At 50.5% G+C, this 21,665-nt stretch carries 17 protein-coding genes, 5 tRNA genes and 1 pseudogene; 6 read left to right on the top strand and 17 right to left on the bottom strand.

What is annotated here, in order from left to right; translation table 11 throughout:
• Positions 1-27: 27 nt before the first annotated feature.
• From rpoC to ACZ483_RS06860, 16 genes and pseudogenes are all read right to left on the bottom strand, one after another.
• On the bottom strand, positions 28-4,755 hold the full coding sequence (rpoC, locus tag ACZ483_RS06785; protein ID WP_464323432.1) for a DNA-directed RNA polymerase subunit beta': 4,728 nt from the start codon (positions 4,753-4,755) through the stop codon (positions 28-30).
• Positions 4,752-9,158 carry a DNA-directed RNA polymerase subunit beta gene (gene rpoB / locus ACZ483_RS06790; protein ID WP_464323433.1) on the bottom strand — a complete coding sequence of 1,469 codons (4,407 nt, stop codon included), beginning with the start codon at positions 9,156-9,158 and terminating at the stop codon, positions 4,752-4,754. The genes rpoC and rpoB overlap by 4 nt, the downstream gene beginning before the upstream one ends.
• Positions 9,159-9,286: 128 nt before the next feature.
• The gene (gene rplL / locus ACZ483_RS06795; protein WP_464323434.1) at positions 9,287-9,676 is read right to left on the bottom strand and encodes a 50S ribosomal protein L7/L12; all 390 of its coding nucleotides are present in this window, start codon (positions 9,674-9,676) and stop codon (positions 9,287-9,289) included.
• A 12-nt stretch (positions 9,677-9,688) separates the two neighbouring features.
• The gene (gene rplJ, locus ACZ483_RS06800; RefSeq protein ID WP_464323435.1) at positions 9,689-10,234 is read right to left on the bottom strand and encodes a 50S ribosomal protein L10; all 546 of its coding nucleotides are present in this window, start codon (positions 10,232-10,234) and stop codon (positions 9,689-9,691) included.
• A gap of 12 nt (positions 10,235-10,246) precedes the next feature.
• Positions 10,247-10,975: a 50S ribosomal protein L1 gene (gene rplA / locus ACZ483_RS06805; protein ID WP_464323436.1), complete on the bottom strand. Its 729-nt coding sequence runs from the start codon at positions 10,973-10,975 to the stop codon at positions 10,247-10,249.
• A gap of 4 nt (positions 10,976-10,979) precedes the next feature.
• The gene (gene rplK / locus ACZ483_RS06810; protein WP_464323437.1) at positions 10,980-11,417 is read right to left on the bottom strand and encodes a 50S ribosomal protein L11; all 438 of its coding nucleotides are present in this window, start codon (positions 11,415-11,417) and stop codon (positions 10,980-10,982) included.
• 10 nt (positions 11,418-11,427) lie between these two features.
• Entirely contained in the window at positions 11,428-12,153 is a 726-nt protein-coding gene (gene nusG, locus ACZ483_RS06815; RefSeq protein ID WP_464323438.1) for a transcription termination/antitermination protein NusG, read from the bottom strand.
• Positions 12,153-12,347 (bottom strand): preprotein translocase subunit SecE, encoded by a 195-nt coding sequence (gene secE, locus ACZ483_RS06820; RefSeq protein ID WP_464323439.1) that lies wholly within the window; start codon positions 12,345-12,347, stop codon positions 12,153-12,155. Before secE ends, nusG begins: the two co-directional genes overlap by 1 nt.
• A 14-nt stretch (positions 12,348-12,361) precedes the next feature.
• A tRNA-Trp gene (locus ACZ483_RS06825) sits at positions 12,362-12,434 on the bottom strand.
• A gap of 1 nt (position 12,435) precedes the next feature.
• Entirely contained in the window at positions 12,436-12,594 is a 159-nt protein-coding gene (rpmG, locus tag ACZ483_RS06830) for a 50S ribosomal protein L33 (protein ID WP_457601236.1), read from the bottom strand.
• A gap of 12 nt (positions 12,595-12,606) precedes the next feature.
• The gene (tuf, locus tag ACZ483_RS06835; protein WP_464323428.1) at positions 12,607-13,824 is read right to left on the bottom strand and encodes an elongation factor Tu; all 1,218 of its coding nucleotides are present in this window, start codon (positions 13,822-13,824) and stop codon (positions 12,607-12,609) included.
• Positions 13,825-13,899: 75 nt separating this feature from the next.
• A tRNA-Thr gene (locus ACZ483_RS06840) sits at positions 13,900-13,972 on the bottom strand.
• A gap of 5 nt (positions 13,973-13,977) precedes the next feature.
• Positions 13,978-14,050: transfer RNA gene (locus ACZ483_RS06845), tRNA-Gly, on the bottom strand.
• A 3-nt stretch (positions 14,051-14,053) separates the two neighbouring features.
• Positions 14,054-14,140 (bottom strand) — tRNA-Tyr (locus ACZ483_RS06850).
• Between the two features lie 11 nt (positions 14,141-14,151).
• Positions 14,152-14,224: transfer RNA gene (locus ACZ483_RS06855), tRNA-Thr, on the bottom strand.
• 80 nt (positions 14,225-14,304) lie between these two features.
• Positions 14,305-14,453 (bottom strand): annotated as a pseudogene (locus ACZ483_RS06860) (IS5-like element ISAae1 family transposase); the annotation flags it as partial.
• Positions 14,454-14,536: 83 nt separating this feature from the next.
• Between ACZ483_RS06860 and ACZ483_RS06865 the strand changes: the two are divergent.
• Complete coding sequence (locus ACZ483_RS06865) at positions 14,537-15,775, top strand: EAL and HDOD domain-containing protein (RefSeq protein ID WP_464323440.1); 1,239 nt, start codon at positions 14,537-14,539, stop codon at positions 15,773-15,775.
• On the opposite strand, the gene ACZ483_RS06870 is transcribed toward ACZ483_RS06865, so the two are convergent.
• Positions 15,762-17,465 (bottom strand): putative bifunctional diguanylate cyclase/phosphodiesterase, encoded by a 1,704-nt coding sequence (locus ACZ483_RS06870; protein WP_464323441.1) that lies wholly within the window; start codon positions 17,463-17,465, stop codon positions 15,762-15,764. The two genes, ACZ483_RS06865 and ACZ483_RS06870, sit on opposite strands and share 14 nt — an antisense overlap.
• 61 nt (positions 17,466-17,526) lie before the next feature.
• Between ACZ483_RS06870 and ACZ483_RS06875 the strand changes: the two genes are divergently transcribed.
• From ACZ483_RS06875 to ACZ483_RS06895, 5 genes are read left to right on the top strand one after another with little or no spacing between them, the layout of a single operon-like run.
• Entirely contained in the window at positions 17,527-19,074 is a 1,548-nt protein-coding gene (locus ACZ483_RS06875) for a hydantoinase B/oxoprolinase family protein (protein ID WP_464323442.1), read from the top strand.
• Positions 19,067-19,717: a phosphoribosylglycinamide formyltransferase gene (purN, locus tag ACZ483_RS06880; RefSeq protein ID WP_464323443.1), complete on the top strand. Its 651-nt coding sequence runs from the start codon at positions 19,067-19,069 to the stop codon at positions 19,715-19,717. The genes ACZ483_RS06875 and purN overlap by 8 nt, the downstream gene beginning before the upstream one ends.
• Before the next feature lie 21 nt (positions 19,718-19,738).
• Positions 19,739-20,611, top strand: coding sequence for a 4-hydroxy-3-methylbut-2-enyl diphosphate reductase (gene ispH / locus ACZ483_RS06885; RefSeq protein WP_464323444.1), 873 nt, complete (start codon positions 19,739-19,741; stop codon positions 20,609-20,611).
• Entirely contained in the window at positions 20,587-21,093 is a 507-nt protein-coding gene (locus tag ACZ483_RS06890) for a thioredoxin fold domain-containing protein (protein ID WP_464323445.1), read from the top strand. The genes ispH and ACZ483_RS06890 overlap by 25 nt, the downstream gene beginning before the upstream one ends.
• Positions 21,090-21,665, top strand: coding sequence for a TetR/AcrR family transcriptional regulator (locus tag ACZ483_RS06895; protein WP_464323446.1), 576 nt, complete (start codon positions 21,090-21,092; stop codon positions 21,663-21,665). Before ACZ483_RS06890 ends, ACZ483_RS06895 begins: the two co-directional genes overlap by 4 nt.

A 21,665-nucleotide genomic window follows, 5' to 3' on the forward strand; every position in this document is an offset into this window, starting at 1 on the left:
TAAAAACACGCAATCAACTATTATATCTCATTCTCCTTCTTCCTTCAATTCCTCTTCACCGAAGAGCAGTTTCTTGCCTTCCTCAACCACGTCCACCTTAGAGTACTCGTCCACTCCCGTTCCTGCAGGTATGAGGTTTCCGACTATTACGTTCTCCTTGAGTCCGTAAAGATCGTCCACCTTGCCTTCACAGGCGGCTTCGGTGAGAACCTTGGTGGTCTCCTGGAAGGAGGCGGCAGATATCCAGCTTCTGGTAGAAAGGGAAGCCTTCGTTATACCAACGAGAACCGGTTCAGCCTTAGGTAGCTTTCCACCCTCCTCCTTGATCCTCTGGATCTCCTCCTCAAGCTCCTCCTTGTCCACCTCCTCGTTCACTAAGAACCTGCTGTCTCCGGGATCCACTATCCTCCTCTTCCTGAGCATCTGTCTGATGATTATCTCGAAGTGCTTGTCGTTTATATCAACTCCCTGAAGCTTGTAGACCATCTGGACCTCTTTGAGGAGAAACTTCTGAAGCTCCTCTATACCTTTTACCTTGAGCATCTCCTCGGGTATGGGCGTTCCGTCGGTGAGGGGTTCTCCTGCTTTAACCTCGTCTCCGTCCTTGACAAGGAGGTGTTTACCCTTGGGAACGAGGTACTCCTTCTCGAGTCCCGTCTCCCTGTTGTAGACGATCACCTTGAACCCTTTACTACCCTTCATCCTGACCTGTCCGTCTATCTCAGAGATCACGGACTCGGTTATGTTCTGTCCCTTCTTTATGAACTGGCCGTGTCTCACCAGTATAAGCTCATCCTTCTTTACAGCGTACTTCCTCGTCTCACCGGTGTTGGGGTTAAAGATGATGACTTCGTCCGCGTCCTCGTAAATCTTAACGTAGCCGTCTATCTCGGAGATTATCGCCGGATTCTTGGGCTTGCGAGCCTCGAAGAGCTCTTCGACCCTCGGTAGACCTCCGACGATGTCCCTGACCTTAGCCATCTCCTTGGGTATCCTCGCGAGGATGTCTCCCGGCTTGACCTCGAGGTCTTTGACTACGTAGTATCTGTGCTGAACCTGTGTTTCTTCTGCCTCGGAACAGGTGGGGCATACGTTCCACTCGAGCTCCATCTTCTCGGAGGGTATGTTGAGGATAGCGTTTACGGGGAGGTCGTAGGTCAGCTCCCTTCCGTCCTTTGTAACGACAACGACCCTCGGTGTGTGGAGCATAGCGTCCTTAGGCCTCATGAAGGATATGATCGTTGCGGTCTTACCTGTGAGGGCGTCCCTCTCCTCTCTGACGGTGACGTCAAGGATTATGTCCCTTAGCTCCACCTTACCCTCTTCCTCCGCTATGATGTAAGTGTTGAAAGGATCCCACTCAGCGAGGGATGTTCCCTCCTTGACCTCCTGTCCCTCCTCGACGAGGATCTTGGCTCCGTAGGGAACGGCGTGCCTCTCGGTGACCCTTCCTTCCTCGTCTACTATTCCGATGGCACCCTCTCTCGATATGTTTATGAGCTCTCCCTTTCTGTTCTTTATGAGCTTGAGGTTGTAAAACTTGACCTTTCCAGAGGTCTCGGTGATGAGGACGTTCTGAACCTTCTGGGCTGTTGCCGCACCGCCGATGTGGAAGGTTCTCATCGTGAGCTGTGTTCCGGGTTCTCCTATGGACTGGGCAGCGATGATACCTACCGCCTCACCCACGGAGACGATCTTCCTCTGGGAGAGGTCCCATCCGTAGCACATCGCACAGACGCCCCTCTTAGCTTCGCAGGATAGGGGAGACCTTACCTTAACCTTCTCCACACCGGATCTTGCTATCTTCTCGGCGAGCTTCTCGTCTATGACCTCGTTCCTCTTGGCTATGATGTCTCCGGTGTAGGGATCTATGACGTCCTCGGCGAGAACCCTTCCGAATATCCTGTCCTTGAGAGGCACCTTCTCCTCACCACCCTCGACTATGGGTTCTATCTCTATTCCCTTAAGCGTTCCGCAGTCGTGCTCGGTGATCGTTATGTCCTGAGCTACGTCCACGAGCCTCCTCGTAAGGTATCCCGCGAAGGCGGTCTTGAGAGCGGTGTCCGCAAGACCTTTTCTCGCTCCGTAGGTGGAGATGAAGTACTCTAAAACCGAGAGTCCTTCCCTGAAGTTGGAGATGATGGGCGTCTCTATGAACTCCCCTGAGTGCTTCGCCATCAGTCCCCTCATACCGGCGAGCTGTCTTATCTGATCCCTGTTACCTCTCGCTCCGGAGTTAGCCATCATGAATATGGGGTTGAAGACGCCGGGGAACTTCTTCCCGTTCTCTATCCTCTCGGACTTCTCTATCTCGTCGAACATCGCCTTGGAGACCTGATTGGTAGCCTCCGACCATATGTCGATGATCTTGTTATACCTCTCCTTGTTGGTGATTATGTTGTTCACGTACTGGTTCCATATCTCGTCGGTGGTTTTGAGAGCATCCTCGATTATCTTCTTCTTAACCTTTGGAACCTGCAGATCCTCAACACCTATGGATATACCTGCAAGGGTAGCCCTGAGGAAGCCGAGCTCCTTCACCCTGTCTAAGAACTTGACCGTCTCCTCGTTTCCAACCTGTATGTAGAGGTCGGTTATGAGCTTGGAGAGCTTCTTCTTGTCGAGGGTGTAGTTGACAAAGGGAACTCCCTCGGGCATTATGGAGTTGAATAGAACCCTTCCGGGAGTGGTTTCTATAAGTTTTCCGTCTAACTTCACCTTTACGGCGGCGTGGATGTCCACCTTTCCGAGCTCGAGAGCCTTGAGAACCTCCTCTCTCGAGGAGAAGACCTTACCCTCTCCCTTCCTTCCGGGTATGGGATCCTGAGTCATATAGAAGGTTCCGAGGATCATGTCCTGAGAGGGCATCGTGAGAGGCTTTCCGTGGGCGGGAGAGAGGATGTTCTGGGTGGAGAGCATGAGAATGTAAGACTCCAACTGTGCCTCTATTCCGAGGGGGACGTGAACCGCCATCTGGTCCCCGTCGAAGTCTGCGTTGAAGGGCGGACACACGAGGGGGTGGAGCTTTATAGCTTTGCCCTCAACGAGGACTGGCTCGAAAGCCTGTATGGAAGGTCTGTGGAGGGTAGGAGCCCTGTTGAGGAGGACAGGGTGCTGCTTAACCACCTCCTCGAGACACTCCCAGACCTCAGGAGCCCTCTGCTCAACTAACTTCTTGGCGTTCCTTATAGAGGTGGCGTAACCCTTCTCCTCGAGTCTCCTGTAAACGAAAGGCTTGAAGAGTTCGAGAGCCATTATCTTAGGAAGACCGCACTGGTGCATCTCTAATTCGGGTCCAACCACTATGACGGAACGACCCGAGTAGTCCACCCTCTTTCCGAGCAGGTTCTGCCTGAACCTTCCCTGTTTACCCTTGAGATAGTCCGCCAAGGACTTGAGAGGTCTTCCGTTCTGGGTTACTACCCTTCCCCTCTTTCCGTTGTCTATCAGGGCGTCCACCGCCTCCTGAAGCATCCTCTTCTCGTTCCTGATTATGATCTCGGGAGCGTCGAGCTCTATAAGTCTCTTGAGCCTGTTGTTCCTGTTTATGAGTCTCCTGTAGAGGTCGTTGAGATCGGAGGTGGCGAACCTCCCCCCGTCGAGGGCTACGAGGGGTCTGAGATCGGGCGGTAGGACGGGTATGACCTCCAAGATCATCCACTCCGGTCTGTTACCGCTCTTTATAAAGCCTTCGACGAGCTTGAGGATCCTCAAATACTTCCTTACCTTCTGCTCGGAGATCTCCCTCAGAACCGTTGTTCTTATGTCCTCCTTTACTCTCTCGAAGACGGGTATAGCCTTTTTCTCTCTGACGTTCTCGTAGTAAGTTCTGATAGCTTCCTTGCCCGTGAGGTACTCGTCTCCCTTGTCCTCTTTAGAGATCTCTCCCGTTTCAACGTTCAGATAGAGCTCCTCGTTTAAGATCCCGTGGATAGCCTGCTCGAGGGAGAGTCCGAGCTCCTCAAGGTTGGGGAAGTTAACTCCGAAGGATCTGAAATCTTCCGCCATCGTCCTGATTATCTTCTCGTAGAGTGTCTTGTATTGGGTTTCAAGCTTCTTTCCGAGATCCTCGAAGCCTATGCTGTAGGGCTTTATGAGCTCTTTCAGCTTCTTGGAGTATTCCTGAAGGTCGAGCTGGGAGAGGACGGTCTTTATTATCTCCGCCCCCATGCCGTACTCGTACTTCTCGTCTATGGTGAAGGAGTACTCCTCCTCGAACTCAGATTCGGTAACTACATGGAGCTTCACCCACTTGGTAGTCGTCCCGTCGTTCAGGGGTATGGTATCTTCAGCCTGGGCGAAGGCTTCCTCCTCTTCCTCGTTGGGATACTCTATGACGAGGTAGGACTCGAAGTAAACAATTCTCTCCACATCCCTCGAGGTCATGTTCAGCAATGTTCCTATCTTCGAGGGGGTTGACTTGAGAAACCATATGTGGGCTACAGGAGCGGCAAGCTCTATATGACCGAACCTCTTTCTCCTCTCGTAGGAGAGAGTCACCTCAACCCCACATCTATCGCATACTGTTCCCTCATACCTCTTGCCCCTGTACTTTCCACAGAGACACTCGTAATCCTTTATGGGACCGAAGATCTTCGCACAGAAGAGTCCGTCCTTTTCAGGTTTCAGGGTTCTGTAGTTCAGAGTTTCAGGTCTCTTGACCTCTCCGGTAGACCAGCTCCTTATCTCCTCCGGAGAGGCTAACATCAACTTGATCTTCTCAAAGGGAAAGAGACCTCTTCTCCTCTGATTCATCTTTCTTCCTCCTCCTTCATCTCAACCTGATCACAGCTAAGGTTCTCACCGTTAACACACCTCACGTCAAGCCCGAGAGCCTTGAGTTCCCTCACAAGAACCCTGAAGGACTCGGGTATGCCCGGTGAGTAGGTGTACTTACCTTTCACGATAGCCTCGTATACCTTACTCCTCCCCTCTATATCATCGGACTTAACGGTGAGCATCTCCTGAAGGGTGTAAGCTGCTCCGTGAGCCTCGAGAGCCCAGACCTCCATCTCTCCGAGCCTCTGTCCACCGAACTGAGCCCTTCCTCCGAGAGGTTGCTGGGTAACGAGTGAGTAGGGACCGGTGGATCTTGCGTGAACCTTGTCGTCAACCATGTGGATGAGCTTGAGCATGTGCATGTAACCCACCGTTACCTCGAAGTCGAAGGGCTCTCCCGTCCTTCCGTCGTAGAGGATGGTCTTTCCGTTCTCGGGAAGTCCCGCACGCCTGAGAAGCTCCTTTATAGCCTCCTCTTCAGCACCTTCGAAGGCCGGAGTAGCCATAGGAATTCCATTCTGGGCGTACTCCTTCATCAGGTTGTAAAACTCCTCATCGGAAAGGGAATTGAGGAACTCCTCTATGAACTTAGCGTTCTCTCCCGTAGGATCTCCGATGGCGTAGGTCTCCTTCATCCATTCCGTCAGCCTCTTCCTATCCACACCCTTTTCAAGCATCTCCCCTATCTTCTTTCCTAAGCCTCTCGCAGCCCATCCTAAGTGGGTTTCAAGGATCTGACCGACGTTCATCCTTGAAGGAACACCGAGAGGGTTGAGTACTATATCCACTGGAGTTCCGTCGGGGAGGAAGGGCATGTCCTCAACGGGAAGGACCACAGAGATAACACCTTTATTCCCGTGCCTTCCCGCCATCTTGTCACCCACTTTGATCTTCCTCTTCTGGGCTATGTAAACCTTGACAAGGGTGATAACTCCGGGAGGCAGATCCCCTCTCCTGTAGAGAGATTTCTTCTTCTCCTCGTAGATCTTGGAGAGCATCTGTATCTGATCCTTGGACTTCTTGACCACGTCGGTTATCTGTTCTATGAGCTTCTTGTCCTTGAAGAAGTTATCGGGCTTAGAGATTATGAAGTTTATTAGGGTCTTGAGGAGTTTCTCGTCTATGACCGTCCCCTTCTTATACTCCTTCTTCCTCAGGGTAACGTCCTTCTCGAGCTTCCTTCCGAGGACAAGGCCCTCTATAACCCTGTTCCTCCCTTCTATTATCAGGTTCTTCCTCTTCTCGAGTTCTTCCTTCAGCTCCTCCATCTCCTCCCTTTCGACTGTGTCTATGAGCATGTTCCTGCGCTCTCCCGTTCTCCTCGTAAAGATCTGAACGTCTATAACAACACCCTCGACACCGGGAGGACACCTGAGGGAGGAATCCTTCACGTCCTTTGACTTCTCACCGAATATGGCTTGAAGGAGTTTCTCCTCGGGAGTTAGCTGGGATTCTCCCTTGGGGGTTACTTTACCGACGAGTATATCACCGGGCTTTACGTAGGTTCCTATCTTCACAATCCCCAGCTCGTCTAAGTGGGCGAGAGCTTTCTCAGGAACGCCGGGAATCTGTCTCGTTATCTCCTCCTCACCGAGTTTGGTCTCCCTCGCCTCGACCTCGAGCTCCTCTATGTGTATGGAGGTAAAGACGTCGTCCTTGACGAGCCTTTCGGAGATAACTATAGCGTCCTCGAAGTTGTATCCCCTCCAGGGCATGAAGGCGACGAGGACATCCTTACCGAGGGCGAGCTCGCCCCTGTAGGTGGACTGTCCGTCCGCTATCACCTCTCCCTTCTCTATCTTCTGACCCTTTTTAACGAGAGGTCTCTGGTTCACACAGGTGTTCTGGTTCGTCCTCTGGAACTTCTTCAAGTCATAGATGTCTATACCGAAGTCAAGGGGATCGGAGGGGTCTATCTCCTCTGGATTCACTCTCACAACTATTCTGGCACTGCTAACCTCCTCAACCACACCGCCCCTCTTGGCTACGACGACCGAGTGGGAGTCTCTGGCAACCTTCTTCTCCATACCCGTTCCTATAAGGGGAGCCTGGGTGAAGATGAGGGGAACCGCCTGTCTTTGCATGTTGGATCCCATCAGAGCCCTGTTGGCGTCGTCGTGCTCAAGGAACGGAATAAGAGAGGAGGATACGGATATCACCTGCCTCGGGGATACATCTATGTAGTTCACCTGCTCGGGCTTGACTATCCTTATGTCGTTCTTGTGTCTCGCGAGGACCCTGTCCGCCAGGATCCTTCCTTTCTCGTCGGTGGGCGTGCTCTGGGCTATGACGTAATCCTCTTCCTCGTAGGCTGCCAAGTACTCTATCTTGTCGGTAACCACACCGTTCTCCACTTTCCTGTAGGGGGTTATGAGGAAGCCGTACTCGTTCACCTGAGCGTAGACGGTCATGGAGGTGACTAGACCTATGTTCTGACCTTCGGGAGTCTCTATGGGACATATCCTTCCGTAGTGGGAGGGGTGGACGTCCCTTATCTCGAACTTGGCGCTCTCCCTCGTCAGTCCTCCGGGTCCGAGGGCTGAGAGCCTCCTCTTGTGGGTCAGAGCGGAGAGGGGGTTGGCGTTGTCGAGGTACTGAGAAAGCTGTCCTCCCTTAAGGAACTCAACGATCGAGTTAGTGACGTATCTGGGATTTATTAGATCCTGGGGTCTTATGCTCGGGTCCTCAGGGTTCACGACCGCTATCCTGTCCCTGAAGACCTTCTCCATCTTGGCTATTCCAGTTCTTACCTGGTTCTCAAGAAGCTCTCCCACAGATCTGACCCTTCTGTTACCGAGGTGGGCTATGTCGTCCTTCCTCTCCCTTCTAAACCTCAGGTCTATCAGGTACTTGAGAATGTTTATGAGGTCTATCGGTAGGATGAACCTCGCCTCTTCCTCGGTGTAGTCCTTTACCTTAACCTCCTTGACCTTCCTCTTCTTGAAGATCTCCTTGAGGATCTCTTTGGTGAGCTTGGTTCCCTCTTCGTAACCGTCTACCTTTTCGGCTAAAGCGAGGGGAGGATACTTGTCGAGGAGATCCACGTCGGCAGGCTTGAGAACCTTAGGCAGTTTGTGAACCTTGGCGTTTATCTTTACCCTTCCTACCTTGGAGAGATCGTACCTTGTAATGTGGTTGAAGAAGGTTTCGAAGTAGGAGCGAGCCCTTTCGATGAGGTTCTCTATCTCCATAGTCATGGTCTCTACGAGCCTGAGCTTCTTGTATATCTCCATGTATCCGTAGTCCCTAAGGCTGAACTGAGAGGGAACTTTAACGGGGCTCATCTTATCAGGTTCCTTGGGAGTCGTTTCGTTCATCAGTGTCTCGACCACTATCTTGGCGTAGGGACTCTTCACCGCGTTCTCGTTAGGTAGTATAGTCACCGACTCGACCTTTATCCTCTCATCTTTGAGGAGCAACTCTAAGCCTTCCCACTCCTCTATATACCTTTCCTCTATAAACTCCTTTTCCCTTTCAGAGTCCTCAAGCTTCGCCCTGTATCTGAGAATCGCAAAGATATAGTGGTGTTCGAGGTCCTCGGGTCTGAACTCTTCTCCCGTTTCAGAGTCGAAGAGGACTCCGTCCCTGACAACGAGCCTTCTCACACCCTCGTAGAAGTTCCTCAGTATCTCGTAAGCCGTCTCGAAGCCCCAGGCTCTCAGGATAGCGATACCGCTCACCTTCTTCCTGTCCACCCTCGCGTGGAAGGTGTCCGTGGTTCCTGAGAGCTCGAACTCTATCCTCGAACCTTTGTCGGGTATTATGCTCGCTCTGTAAAGTATCCTAATAATGGTGGCATCCTTCTGCTTCTCTTCCTTCTCCTCGAAAAAGACACCGGTGGACCTTATAAGCTGGTTTACTATGACTCTCTCGCTTCCGTTTATTATGAAGGAACCCCAATCGGTCATTAAGGGTATCTCGCCGAAGTAAACCTTCCTCGGGGGTGTCTCCCTCTCCCCGTTCTTAGTCTTCACCCTGAGTTTGAACATAACCCTAAGGGGAGCGGAGTAGGTGAGCCCCTTTATCCTGCACTCGTCGGGCGTATACTTCTCCTTATAGACAAGCTTACCGCCGCAGTTGGGACAGTCCATCCCCCATCCCGCGAGGAAGTCCGATTCAGGCTTGTATCCGCAGGCGTTGCACTCCCAATCCCCTATTTCGTAGCCAAGATATTCAAGGTATATGTTCTCGTCAGGATCTACGAAGGGAAAGGAAGTTCTGAAGATATACTCTAAACCTATGTTCTCTCTTTCGTGGGGTGCCTTCTTGAGCTGAATGAAGCTCTCGAAGGAGTTCTTTGGTACACTTAAAAGGTAGGGAGGCTCGAGGATCTCCTCTCTCCTCCCGAAAAACTTTCTTGGAAGAGCAACGTTTCTCATACTTTCCACCCCTCAAAGATTTAGTGGCAAATTATTAATTATAACACAGAAGGTCAAAAAGGCAGAATAGGGCACCCCTCTCGAGAGTGCCCGCTCTGTAAACTCAGAAACCTGAGCGCAGTTCACTATTACTTGAGCTCTACCTCTGCTCCCGCCTCTTCGAGCTTCGCCTTTATCTGTTCAGCCTCCTCTTTGGACACACCTTCCTTTATAGGCTTGGGAGCGTTATCCACGAGCTCCTTAGCCTCTTTGAGACCGAGCCCCGTTATCTCCCTAACTACCTTGATAACCTGTATTTTGTTTCCGCCGGGAGACTTGAGTATAACGTCGAACTCAGTCTTCTCTTCGGCTGCGGGTGCTCCAGCAGCAGCTCCGGCTCCAGCAGCGGGTGCGGCCGCCACCATAGCGGCGGCAGATACTCCGAACTCCTCCTCGAGTCTCTTTACCAGCTCGGCTACCTCAAGAACGCTCATGTTCTTGATAGCCTCAACGATCTCGTCGATGGTAAGTGTAGCCATCACAAAACCTCCTTAAGATTTTTGCTCTTCGATAGCTTTCAAAACAAGAACAAGCTTCTGAGGCACTGCTTTGAGAGTCATAGCGAGCTGGGTTACAGGAGCCATCAAGACTCCCAGGAGCTTAGCGACCAGCTCCTCCCTGCTCGGGAGCTCAGCAAGAGCCACTACATCATCGGGAGTCATATACTTACCGCTTATGAGTCCTCCCTTGAGTCTATCCTTGTACTCCTTATCGAAAGTCTCCTTCAGGAACTCCACGAGAGCTTTGGTGACAGCCACGGGATCCTCGTAGGCGAAAAGGCTTGCCGTAGGACCTACAAATATCTCCCTGTGATCCACAAGAGCCGTATCTCCAAAGGCTCTGTAAAGGAGCGTATTCCTTCCGACCACTATCTCACCACCTAAGGATCTTATCTTTGCTCTCAGCTCCGAAAGGGGAAGAGCGTCTATCCCCTGAAAGTTAAAGAAAACTACAAAGCCGTTAGATCTCTCAAACCTCTCCTTGTAAGAAGCTACCAGCTCCTGCTTTCTAAGAAGGCTCTTCCTTACCTCTGCCATGACACCTCTCCTTTAGGCTGCAAGCTCCTGCAGTCTCTTCATTGTTTCGGGGATATCTATTTTAATCCCCGGTCCCATAGTGGTCGATAGGGTTATGGACCTTATGTATTGACCCTTAGCTCCCGGAGGCTTAGCCCTAACGACGGCATCTATCGCCGTGTATATGTTCTCTATGAGCTTCTCTTTGTCAAAGGATACCTTACCTACCGGCATGTGGACGTTACCGGCTTTGTCCACTTTGAACTCCACCCTACCCTTCTTGGCGTCCCTTATCGCCTGCTCTATGTTCTTCGTAACCGTTCCAGTTTTAGGATTGGGCATAAGACCTCTCGGTCCGAGTATCCTTCCGAGCTTCGCCACCTTTGGCATTATCTCCGGGGTGGCGATCACCACGTCGTAGTCTATCCACTCCTCCTTTAGGATCTTGTTAATCAGATCCTCTCCTCCAACGTAGTCAGCCCCTGCCTCCTCAGCCTTCTTAGCATCCTCACCTTCTGCCAGAACGAGAACCTTTATAGGTTTTCCAAGACCGTGGGGGAGAACCACCGAACCCCTCACCATCTGATCGGCGTACTTCGGATCTACATTCAGCCTCATGGCGAGTTCAACCGTCTCATCGAAGCCCCTCTGAGCGACCTCAGCGATCTTCTTGATAATGTCAACCGCCTCCTCAACGGTGTAGGTTCTGTTCCTGTCCACAAACTCCAAAGCCTTCAAGTACTTCTTTCCTCTCTTCGCCATGGCATCACTCCTTCCAACCTTCTATTTCAATGCCCATGCTTTTCGCCGTTCCGGCGACCGTCCTCATAGCTGCCTGAAGATCGTCGGTGTTCATATCCTTGAGCTTAGTTTTCGCTATCTCCTCGAGCTGCTTTACCGTTATCTTTCCGACCTTCTGTCTCTTGGGATCGGATGCCCCCTTCTCCACACCCGCCGCCTTCTTGAGAAGGTAGGAAACGGGAGGGGTCTTCATTATGAAGGTGAAGCTCCTGTCCTGATAGACGGTTATGACCACGGGAACGATCGTGCCCGGTTCGAAGTCCTTGCTGGCGGCGTTGAACTGCTTTACAAACTCCATTATGTTCACACCGTGCTGACCGAGGGCAGGTCCTACCGGTGGTGCGGGTGAAGCCTGCTGAGCAGGAAGCATGAGCTCTATAGTTCCTACCACCTTCTTAGCCATCCGTGTCCTCCTAAATCTTCTCTACCTGGTTGAAGTCAAGTTCCACGGGCGTAAGCCTTCCAAAAATGCTTATTAGAACGGTCAATTTCTCCCTCTCGGGGTGAACCTCTTCGACCGTTCCAGTGAAGTTCATGAAGGGTCCCTCTATTACCCTCACCTGATCGCCCTTCTCGAACTCCACCTTCCTCGTTCTGACACCCTTCTGAACCTGTTCAAGTATCCTGTTTACCTCTTCCTCTTTTAGGGGGACGACCTTACCTCCCACGAGAACAGGCCTGTATATGTGGGGTGTCTTTTCTATCGCTCTGAGGAGCTTATCGTTCATGTGGGCTTTTATGAGTATGTATCCGGGGAACATCTTGTTGTCAAGAATTATCTTCGCCTCGGTTCTGTTGTCCCTGCACACGAGCTTCTGACCGGGCTTGGAGATGGGGGGCGCCTGAAGGCAATCGTCACCCTCAACGCTCTCTACGACCCTGACCGTTCCGTCCTCGATCCTGAAGGTGGTGACGCCCTTCTTTCCCAAGACGCTTATGTCTCTGTTGTTCCCCCTGAGAGAGAGCCTGTATTTCTCCTTTCCCTGAGCCCTTATCACGACCCTCTCCTCGGCGGGAACAACCACCTCATCCACGAGGTCCTTTAGACCCTCGAGTTCGAGAACCTTTATAAAGTTCTCCTTGGCGGCAACCTCCTTTCCCGCCTCAACCTGAAGAGCGTACCACTGTTTATCTTCCATTACACACCTCTGAGAGCGAATATTAGAGAAAGCACCTTCGTAAAGGCAAGGTCAAGCACCCAAAGGTAAACACCTATGACTAAAGAAAAAATTATAACACTTATAGTAGCCTTCGTGACCAGCTTTCTGTCGGGCCAGGTAACCCTTCTCAGCTCCGCCCTTACACCTTTCAGGAATTCCTTGAGCCTGCTCATGACCTTTTCCCATACGGGGCAGGGAGGACTCGAACCCCCAACCGCGGGATTTGGAGTCCCGCGCTCTGCCAGTTGAGCTACTGCCCCTTCACTTTACCTCCCTGTGTATGGTGTGCTTCCTGCACCACTTGCAGTACTTCCTAAGTTCAAGCCTTTCCGGATGCTTTTGCTTGTTCTTGGTCGTGGTATAGTTCCTTCTCTTACACTCGGTGCACGCAAGGGTGATTATCTCTCTCGTCGCAGCCATCTTTCAGACTCCTCAGTCAAGGATTTTAGTAACTACTCCTGCTCCTACCGTCCTCCCTCCTTCCCTTATCGCAAACCTGAGCCCCTCTTCCATCGCCACCGGCGCTATCAACTCCACCTCCAACTCCACATTGTCCCCAGGCATCACCATCTCCACTCCCTCAGGCAACTTCACCACTGTACCCGTCACATCCGCCGTCCTGAAGTAAAACTGCGGCCTGTAATTCACAAAAAACGGTGTGTGCCTCCCTCCTTCTTCCTTCGACAGTATGTACACTTGCGCTCTAAACCTCTTGTGTGGCGTCACCGTCCCAGGCTTCGCCAACACCTGCCCCCTCTCTACATCGTCCTTACCTACTCCCCTGAGCAATACTCCTACGTTGTCCCCAGGTAAAGCCTCGTCAAGAATCTTCCTGAACATCTCTATGGACGTAGCTACCGTCTTCAACGGCTCCTCTCTTAGCCCCACTATCTCCACTTCCTCCCCAGGCTTGAGTACTCCTCTCTCTACCCTACCTGTTACAACCGTTCCCCTTCCTGATATCGTAAACACATCCTCTATGGGCATGAGGAACGGCTTGTCTATCTCCCTCTTGGGTGTGGGTATGTACTCATCCATGGCGTTGAGTAGTTCCTTTATTGACTCTATCCACTTCCCGGGAGAGTTCTGTTCAAGCTCCTGTAGTGCTCCAAGAGCTGATCCCCTTATCACCGGCACTTCGTCTCCGGGAAACTCATACTTGGTAAGAAGTTCTCTTACTTCGAGTTCTACAAGCTCTAAGAGTTCCTCGTCGTCCACCATGTCGCACTTGTTCATGTACACGACTATGTAGGGAACGTTGACCTGTCTCGCAAGGAGAACGTGCTCCCTCGTCTGGGGCATGGGCCCGTCCGCTGCCGAAACTACAAGGATAGCGCCATCCATCTGTGCTGCCCCGGTGATCATGTTCTTGATGTAGTCCGCATGCCCCGGACAGTCAACGTGGGCGTAGTGTCTCTTCGCTGTCTCGTACTCAACGTGAGTTATGTTTATGGTTATTCCTCTCTCTTTCTCTTCAGGTGCTTTGTCAATTTCTTCGTACTTGTAGCACTCTGCCTTCCCTCCCTCTACCAGTCCTGCTGCTAAGACACAGGTGATGGCAGAGGTGAGGGTGGACTTACCGTGGTCTACGTGCCCTATCGTCCCTACGTTAACGTGCTCCTTTGTCCTCTCAAACTTCTCCTTCGCCATAGTTTCCCGTACCTCCGTTATGGATTTAGAGCTAACAGAATATAATAACTCTCATTTGGAAAATAATCAAGCAAAAGCCCAGGACCGGACTTGAACCGGCGACCTCACCCTTACCAAGGGTGCGCTCTACCGACTGAGCTACCTGGGCTCAAGAGCGGGCGACGGGACTCGAACCCGCGACCTGCGGCTTGGAAGGCCGCTGCTCTACCAACTGAGCTACGCCCGCTACTGGTGGAGGGGGCAGGATTCGAACCTGCGCAGGGCGAAGCCCGGGGGATTTACAGTCCCCTGCCTTTGGCCGCTCGGCCACCCCTCCTACCAGCCTATAGCTGGCGGCGGGACTTGAACCCGCGACCACGGGATTACAAATCCCGCGCTCTGCCGACTGAGCTACGCCAGCAGCCACAAAGGATAATTTTAATTTAAGCTATCTCCTACGTCAAGCTGCCGGGAGCCTGTTGAAAAAATCACCTCAACTTTGAGAATCAAGCAGCCGGAAGACCGTATGGCTCTCAAAAGGTTAAGGCACAATAAAAGGAGCTCCAGAAGAAGTATCAGGTTGTAAAGAACAAACCTCCCAAGAACATACAAACTCGAATATGTAAATCCCTAACTGTTTCTCTGTCTCCAATTTAAATCAAATTTATTTGAATGCGCTCAGGTGCTTGCGGTAGGTGTAAATTTAATTTATACATAGCCGATAAGTTCAGGTATGGAGATTGAGGCAAAGAAGCAGGCGATACTCGATGATCGAGGGGTGAGGATAGGATACGAGTTCTTTTTAACCTATTACAACGATCAGCCTGTGTATCAAGAAGTTTTAAACAATAAAATAGCCATCGTTACGGTTAGGACCTTGGCAGAATACGGTCTTAAGAAGATCGCTACAGATGGAAAGGCTTTTGTTAAGCTCCCCTTAGACAGCTTGCTTGTGGGCGCGTTCGAGCTGTTAGAGCCAAAGTTAGTAGGATATAAAGTGTATCCACCCAGCGTGGGTATGGGTAAGGCGGTCTATACGAAAGCCCACTCCAGCATAGGAAATTTGAGATCGAAAGGGGCAAGCGTAGTGGTGCATCATGATTTACTCAAAGAGCATACCGACATGCTTGAGCTCGCTGATATGGTGGAGTTTACAGCACCTGAGAGCAATCCAAAAGACATTAACAAGATCAAAGGGCTCGGGAAAAAGGTTTTAGTCAGCGGAATAGATACAGAAAAGCTTTACAGTAAGTTTTCGGGACAGGCGGATTACTATCAGGGTGAAGTAGTTGAACCATCGATAACCCTCGATCGCTTCAAACTGGCTCCTTTTCTGAAGAGCACTCTGCTCAGGCTTCTGGTCCTCATGAGCACAGCCCAAAGTCCCTCAGAATTTGCCCGGGTGATAGAAACGGATATAGGTATGAGTGCAAAGCTCTTGAGGTTTATAAACTCCGCCTTCTTCGCTTTGAGAAAAAAAATCGGTAGTATAGAACAGGCTGCAGTTTACTTTGGACTCAAGAACCTGAAGAACTTTATCATCGTTCTATCGATGAATGACTATGCGAGTGTTGAAAATCCTATTCTTTGGAGAAGAGCCCTTGTAAGGGCGAAGTTGATGGAAGAGTTCGCCAAGCTGGTGAAACCGGAGCTCTCAAGCGAAGCTTACATGGTGGGGCTGTTCTCCCTTCTCAACGCCATTCTCGACGTAGACGTGGTTGCCTTTCTTAAAGAAGTAAACGTAGATAATAGCGTGATCTCTGCGTTCACAGATCCAAAGAGCGTTCTCGCCCAACTTCTCAATTTAGCTTCCCTCGTAGAAGAAAAGGAAGGAGAGATCCTCTCGGCAGGCAAACCGGAGAACTTACCGTTAATAAGAGATGTTTCCCTAAGATTGAGAATCGATCCTCCAAAGTTGTTAGAAATAGTGAAGGGTAGTTCCGTTATGGCTGACACGATCATACATCTTTGACCTTGAAGTTTTTGTTCCTCAACATCTCGAGAAGACTCTCCAACGTTACAGGAGGGGAGAAATAGAATCCTTGCGCCTCATCACACTGCCAAAGTTTAAGAAAGAGAAGTTGTTCCTCGTTTTCAACGCCTTCGGCCGTAGCTCTTAAGCCCAGGTTATGGGCTATAGCTATTATCGTAGTGGCTATGGCAACATCGTTTGGATCGGATATTATGTCGCCTATAAAGGATCTATCTATCTTGAGCTTATCGACCGGGAAATACTTTAGATAGTTCAGGGAGGAGTAACTCGTTCCAAAATCGTCTATGGCTACGGTTATGCCCATGCTCTTGAGTTCTGCAAGAACCTTAGCAGCTTCATTCTTGTTTTTCATAAGGGCGCTTTCGGTTATCTCCACCTCTAAGAGGTTTGGGTCGAAACCCGTTTCGTCAAGTATATCCCTTAAAGTGGCGATAAACCTCTTGTAAGAAAGCTGATTCGCCGATATGTTTACCGCAACCTTCAGCGGAAAACCCTCGCTGAGAAATCTCACCCCGTCGGAGCAGGCCCTTTTTAAAACCCAATCACCGAGGGCAACTATTATGTCCATCTCCTCGGCAACATGAATGAATTTGCCGGGGAGTATAAGTCCCTTGTCGGGATGCTGCCAACGCAGAAGGGCTTCTACTCCCAATATCTCGTTAGTGTTCAAGTCGAACTGGGGCTGATAATAAAGAACAAACTCCTCGTTAAGCAAGGCTTCTCTTAGCTCCGCTTCCAAAGAAAACCTTTCGCTCACCTTTATGTTTAGATCGGTCGTAAAGAACTGATAGGAGCTCTTCCCGTATTCCTTGGCGTGGTGCATGGCAATATCGGCGTTTCTCAAGAGTGTTTGGGGATCGCCTCCATCTATAGGATAAACGCTTATACCGGCGGTGACCGTTACGTAGATCTTCTGTCCTTCGACAAAGAAGGGTGCGGTTACGCTGTTTAGAAATTCCGAGACAAGCTCTTCAACACGTCTCACTTCATCCATATCTTCCACTACCACCACAAACTCATCGCTTCCAAATCTCGAAACCATAGTATTCAAAGGGAAGCGAGAGATCACTCTCTGGGAAAAGGCTTTTAGTAGCTTGTCCCCGACCTCGTGTCCGAGAGTATCGTTGATGAGCTTGAAGTTGTCTATATCCATGAATATAACAGCAACCTTCTTATTTTTCCTCTTTGCCTTTAACACCGCATAGGATAGATGATCGTAAAGGAGTGCCCTGTTGGGCAGTCCAGTAAGAGGGTCGTAGTAGGAGAGAGATCTCAAGCTCGCTTCCAAGCTCCTCCTATCGGTGGTATTTAAGAAAATAGCCAAGTAGGTATCCTGGTCGGCTTTTAGAAGCGTTACCTCACTCGTAAATATAGAACCGCTCCTGTGAACACCCCAGACCTCTCCTTCCCACACACCTTCCTCTTTAACCAAGTCCATCACTTCCCAAAAGGTAGGAAAGCCCTCCCATTTGAGATCGAGAGAAACAACATCTCTACCGTAAAGCTGCTCTGGATCAAGCCCGGTTATATTCAAGAAGGATCGATTAACCGATCTTATTACACCCATACTATCGAATATGAGCACCCCCTCTTTCATGTTGTCCACAATCAAAGATGCTATCCTGAGCTTTTTTTTGAGCTCCCGTCTGAGGTGATCGTCCCTGTTCATACCTACAAATTTAGATAATCGGCATTTAAGAACTCCCTTTAACTATAATTGTTTCCTGATAATGTCCGATCTACTTTTAGAGGTCTTCAAAAACAAGCTCACCTCAGTCGCCGAGGAGATGGGTATAGTACTTCAGAGGACCGCCTTCTCTCCCAACATAAAGGAGAGAAAAGATCTCTCCTGTGCGATCTTTAACGAGAAGGGAGAGCTTGTTGCTCAGGCGGAGCATATTCCTGTTCACCTTGGTTCCATGGCTCTCTCCGTAAGGAGAGCTATAGAGGACGTTCCTATGGATGAAGGGGACATGGTCCTGCTGAACGATCCATACCGGGGAGGCACTCACCTTCCCGACCTTACCCTCGTAGCTCCCGTGTTTTACAAAGGAAAGCCCTCTTTCTTTGTCGCTTCGAGGGCACACCATGCGGACATAGGTGGTTCCTCGGCAGGATCTATGCCCATCGCTCGCTCTCTATTTCAGGAGGGTTTAATAATACCTCCGGTCAAGTTAGTCCGTAAGGGGAAGATCGATCGGGATATACTTTCCCTGATCCTTTCCAACGTGAGGACTCCTACAGAGAGGGAGGGAGACCTTAAAGCTCAAATGATGGCGAACAGGATAGGCATGGAGAGGATAATAGAGTTGATAAGGGAGTTTGGATCTAAGGAGGTTAGGGAAAAGTGTGAAGCTCTGCTCAACTACTCGGAGAGGTTGATGAGAAGCACGATAGATAAGATTCCGAACGGAGTCTATAAGTTCGAAGATCTCTTAGAGGACGACGGCTTTGGGAACAAGGATATAGCCGTAAGGGTCAAGGTGGAGGTTGAAAATGACAGCGTAACCGTGGATTTCTCGGAATCCGATCCTCAGACGGAAGGACCCCTAAACGCTGTCAGGTCTATAACCCTTGCAGCGACCTATTATGTTTTTAGATGTCTCCTGCCTCAAGATGCCCCCACCAACGATGGATGTTTCAGACCTATAAAGGTTATAACGGAGAGGGGAACAATTGTGGATGCTGAGTTTCCTTCACCCGTCTCCGGAGGCAACGTGGAAACTTCTCAGAGGATAGTGGATGTTCTCCTCGGGGCTCTATCTAAGGCTTTGCCGGAGACCATACCCGCCGCGAGCCAGGGCACCATGAACAACTTGACCATAGGAGGAAGGGATCCACGGACAGGAGAAAACTTTACCTATTACGAGACTATAGGTGGGGGTATGGGGGCATGGGCTGGTGGATATGGTGAGAGTGCGGTCCATTCCCATATGACAAACACAATGAACACACCTGTGGAAGCGCTCGAACATTCCTATCCGCTGCTCGTTAGGAGTTATTCGGTAAGAAGAGGATCTGGAGGTAAGGGTTTAAAGAAGGGAGGGGACGGTATAGTCAGGGAGATAGAGGTGTTAACCGACGCCGAGGTAACGGTCATCTCCGAAAGGAGGAGAGTTCCACCTTACGGTCTCTTTGGAGGAGGTCCCGGGGAGGTAGGCAGGAACTTAGTTGTATCGGAGGGAAGCATCAGAGAGATGCCTGGGAAGTTTTCTACAAGGCTCAAGAAGGGGGAAAGGATCAGAGTAGAAACGCCGGGAGGTGGTGGATATGCTTAAGATAGGCGTTCTGGTCTCTGGGAGGGGGTCAAACCTTCAGGCCATCATAGACGGTATAGAGAGCGGGAAGATTGAGGGAAGTATAGAGTTGGTCGTATCGGATAATCCTGAAGCCTACGCTTTGGAAAGGTGTAAGAGGCATGGAGTTCCCTACGAGGTGGTAAGACGTAAGGATTTTGGATCCAAGGAAGAGTTCGAGGAGAGGATAGCAGGGATTCTTAAAGAGAGAGAGGTTGAGCTCGTAGTCCTCGCAGGTTTCATGAGGATACTTTCAGGGGCATTTCTCCAGCATTTTCCCGGCAGGGTGATAAACATACACCCCTCTCTCATACCTGCTTTTCAGGGATTACACGCCCAGAGGAGGGCTGTTGAGTTCGGTGTTAAGCTTTCAGGCTGCACGGTTCACATAGTGGATGAGAGTGTGGACGGAGGTCCGGTTATAGTTCAGGCGGTCGTTCCCGTCCTTCCTGAAGACACGGAGGAAAGTCTGTCGGAAAGAATACTCGCCTACGAGCACAGGATACTACCCCAGACGGTTCAGTGGTTTGCGGAGGGGAGGGTAAGAGTATCGGGGAGAAAGGTAGTAGTGGAGGGGGCGAGGTACGGAACACTCCCGGTAAACCCCAACCTTGAGGAATTCTGAAAGGGATATAATTTTTATCCCATGGTCGAGATAATAGTAGCTCCCAACGCAGGCTTTTGCTTCGGTGTAAAGAGGGCGGTGAAACTCGCCGAGGAGAGTTCCTCACTGACAAATGAAGGGAAGAGGGTCTTCACCTTGGGTCCTATAATCCATAATCCTCAGGAGGTTCGGAGGCTCCAACTCAAGGGTGTAAAGCCCCTGAACGGAGAGGAGCTACAGGAAGGGGATGCCATAATCATAAGATCTCACGGAATACCCCCGGAGGAAGAGGAGAAGCTGAGGGAAAGGGGTCTAAAGGTTATAGATGCCACCTGTCCCTACGTGAAAGCAGTCCACGAAGCTGTGTGTACTCTCGCGAAGGAAGGCTATTTCATAGTTATTGTAGGAGAAAAGAACCATCCGGAGGTAAGGGGGACCCTCGGGTATCTCAGGGCGTGCGACGGGAAGGGAATCGTTGTAGAGAGTTTAAAGGATCTTGAGAAAGCATACAGGCATGAGAGGGTCGGTGTGGTTTCCCAAACAACTCAGAGCGAGAAGTTCTTCAAAGAGGTTGTGGGAGAACTCGCTCTGTGGGTTAAGGAGCTGAAAGTTATAAACACTATATGCAACGCTACCTCGGTGAGGCAGGAGGACGTATACAGCCTCGCTCCAAAAGTGGACGTGATGATAATTATAGGCGGCAAGAACAGCGGGAACACGAGGAGGCTCCATGCTATCGCTAAGAGTCTAAACCCCAACTCCTATCATATAGAGACGGCGGACGAGCTGGATCCCGCATGGTTCGAGGGAGTTAAGAGGGTGGGTATAACCGCAGGAGCCTCTACGCCCGACTGGATAATAGAGGAGGTTAAGGGTAGAATAGAAGAGATATGCAGAGAGCCTTCCTTCTCCTAAGTTTGCTTTTCGGGCTGATCTTTGGAGGCAGTCTTTACGAGGAACTCATAAGGGAACAGATAAAGTCCATTCCCCTCGAGAAAGCTATCGTGGTCGGTAAGGGAGACAAGGAGCTAATAACGGTGATAAATCCAGACTGCCCTCACTGCAGAGCGGAGTGGAAGGAGCTCAGGAACCACCTTGACGAGCTCAAGATTTACGTCTTTCTCTTTCCCTTCAAGACCTGGGGCGAAAGAAACTTCAAAAAGGCATATTACATCGCCTGTTCGAAGGACAAGCTGAAGGCGCTCGACGATGTGATGATGGGTAAGCTCGACGGCAGGGTCCCGGATGTGGAAGAGTGTTCTATTGTGGAAGAGCACCTCAAGGTTGTGGAAAAGATTGGAGTAAACGGCGTGCCCTACAACATAATTCCGTCCAAAAACAAGATCATAGAAGGCTTCTCTAAGGATCTTCTCAGAGAGCTTGGAATAGAAAAGTGAGAAGGAAAGAGATAGGGGAGAGAACCAGAAGGTTTATACTCGAAACTGCTAAGAGGCTCTTCGTAGAAAGAGGTTACTTCAACACTAGTATGAGGGACATAGCGCGGGAGGCTGGGGTAAGCACGGGAGCCCTTTACCATCACTTCGAGAGTAAAGAGGAGATAGCGGGAGAGATCTACAGAGAAACCGTTGAGAAAATAAAGGAAAGGCTGGGAAAAGCGCTTACCGAAGGTAAAAACACAAGGGAGAGAATTATCGGCATAGTTAGAGAGCTTCTCATGCTCGCAGAGGAGGACAGGTACACTATGGAGTACGCCCTCTACGTCAAGCACAGGGAGATCCTGGACGTTCCCGTTTGTTCAGCAGAGCCTATGGAAATGCTCAAAGATTTCTGCAAGATGGAAATAGAGAAGGGGAATATAAGATCTATGGATCCTGAGCTCTGCGCCGTATGCATTACCGCGGCTCCGGTTCGCCTGATGCAGCTCAAGTGGGATGGTGCCGTTAAAGACTCTCTGCTATCCTACGTGGATTCCCTTGGGGAGTGTGTATGGAGATCCCTTTCCCCATGA

The organism is Hydrogenivirga okinawensis, assembly GCF_055385515.1.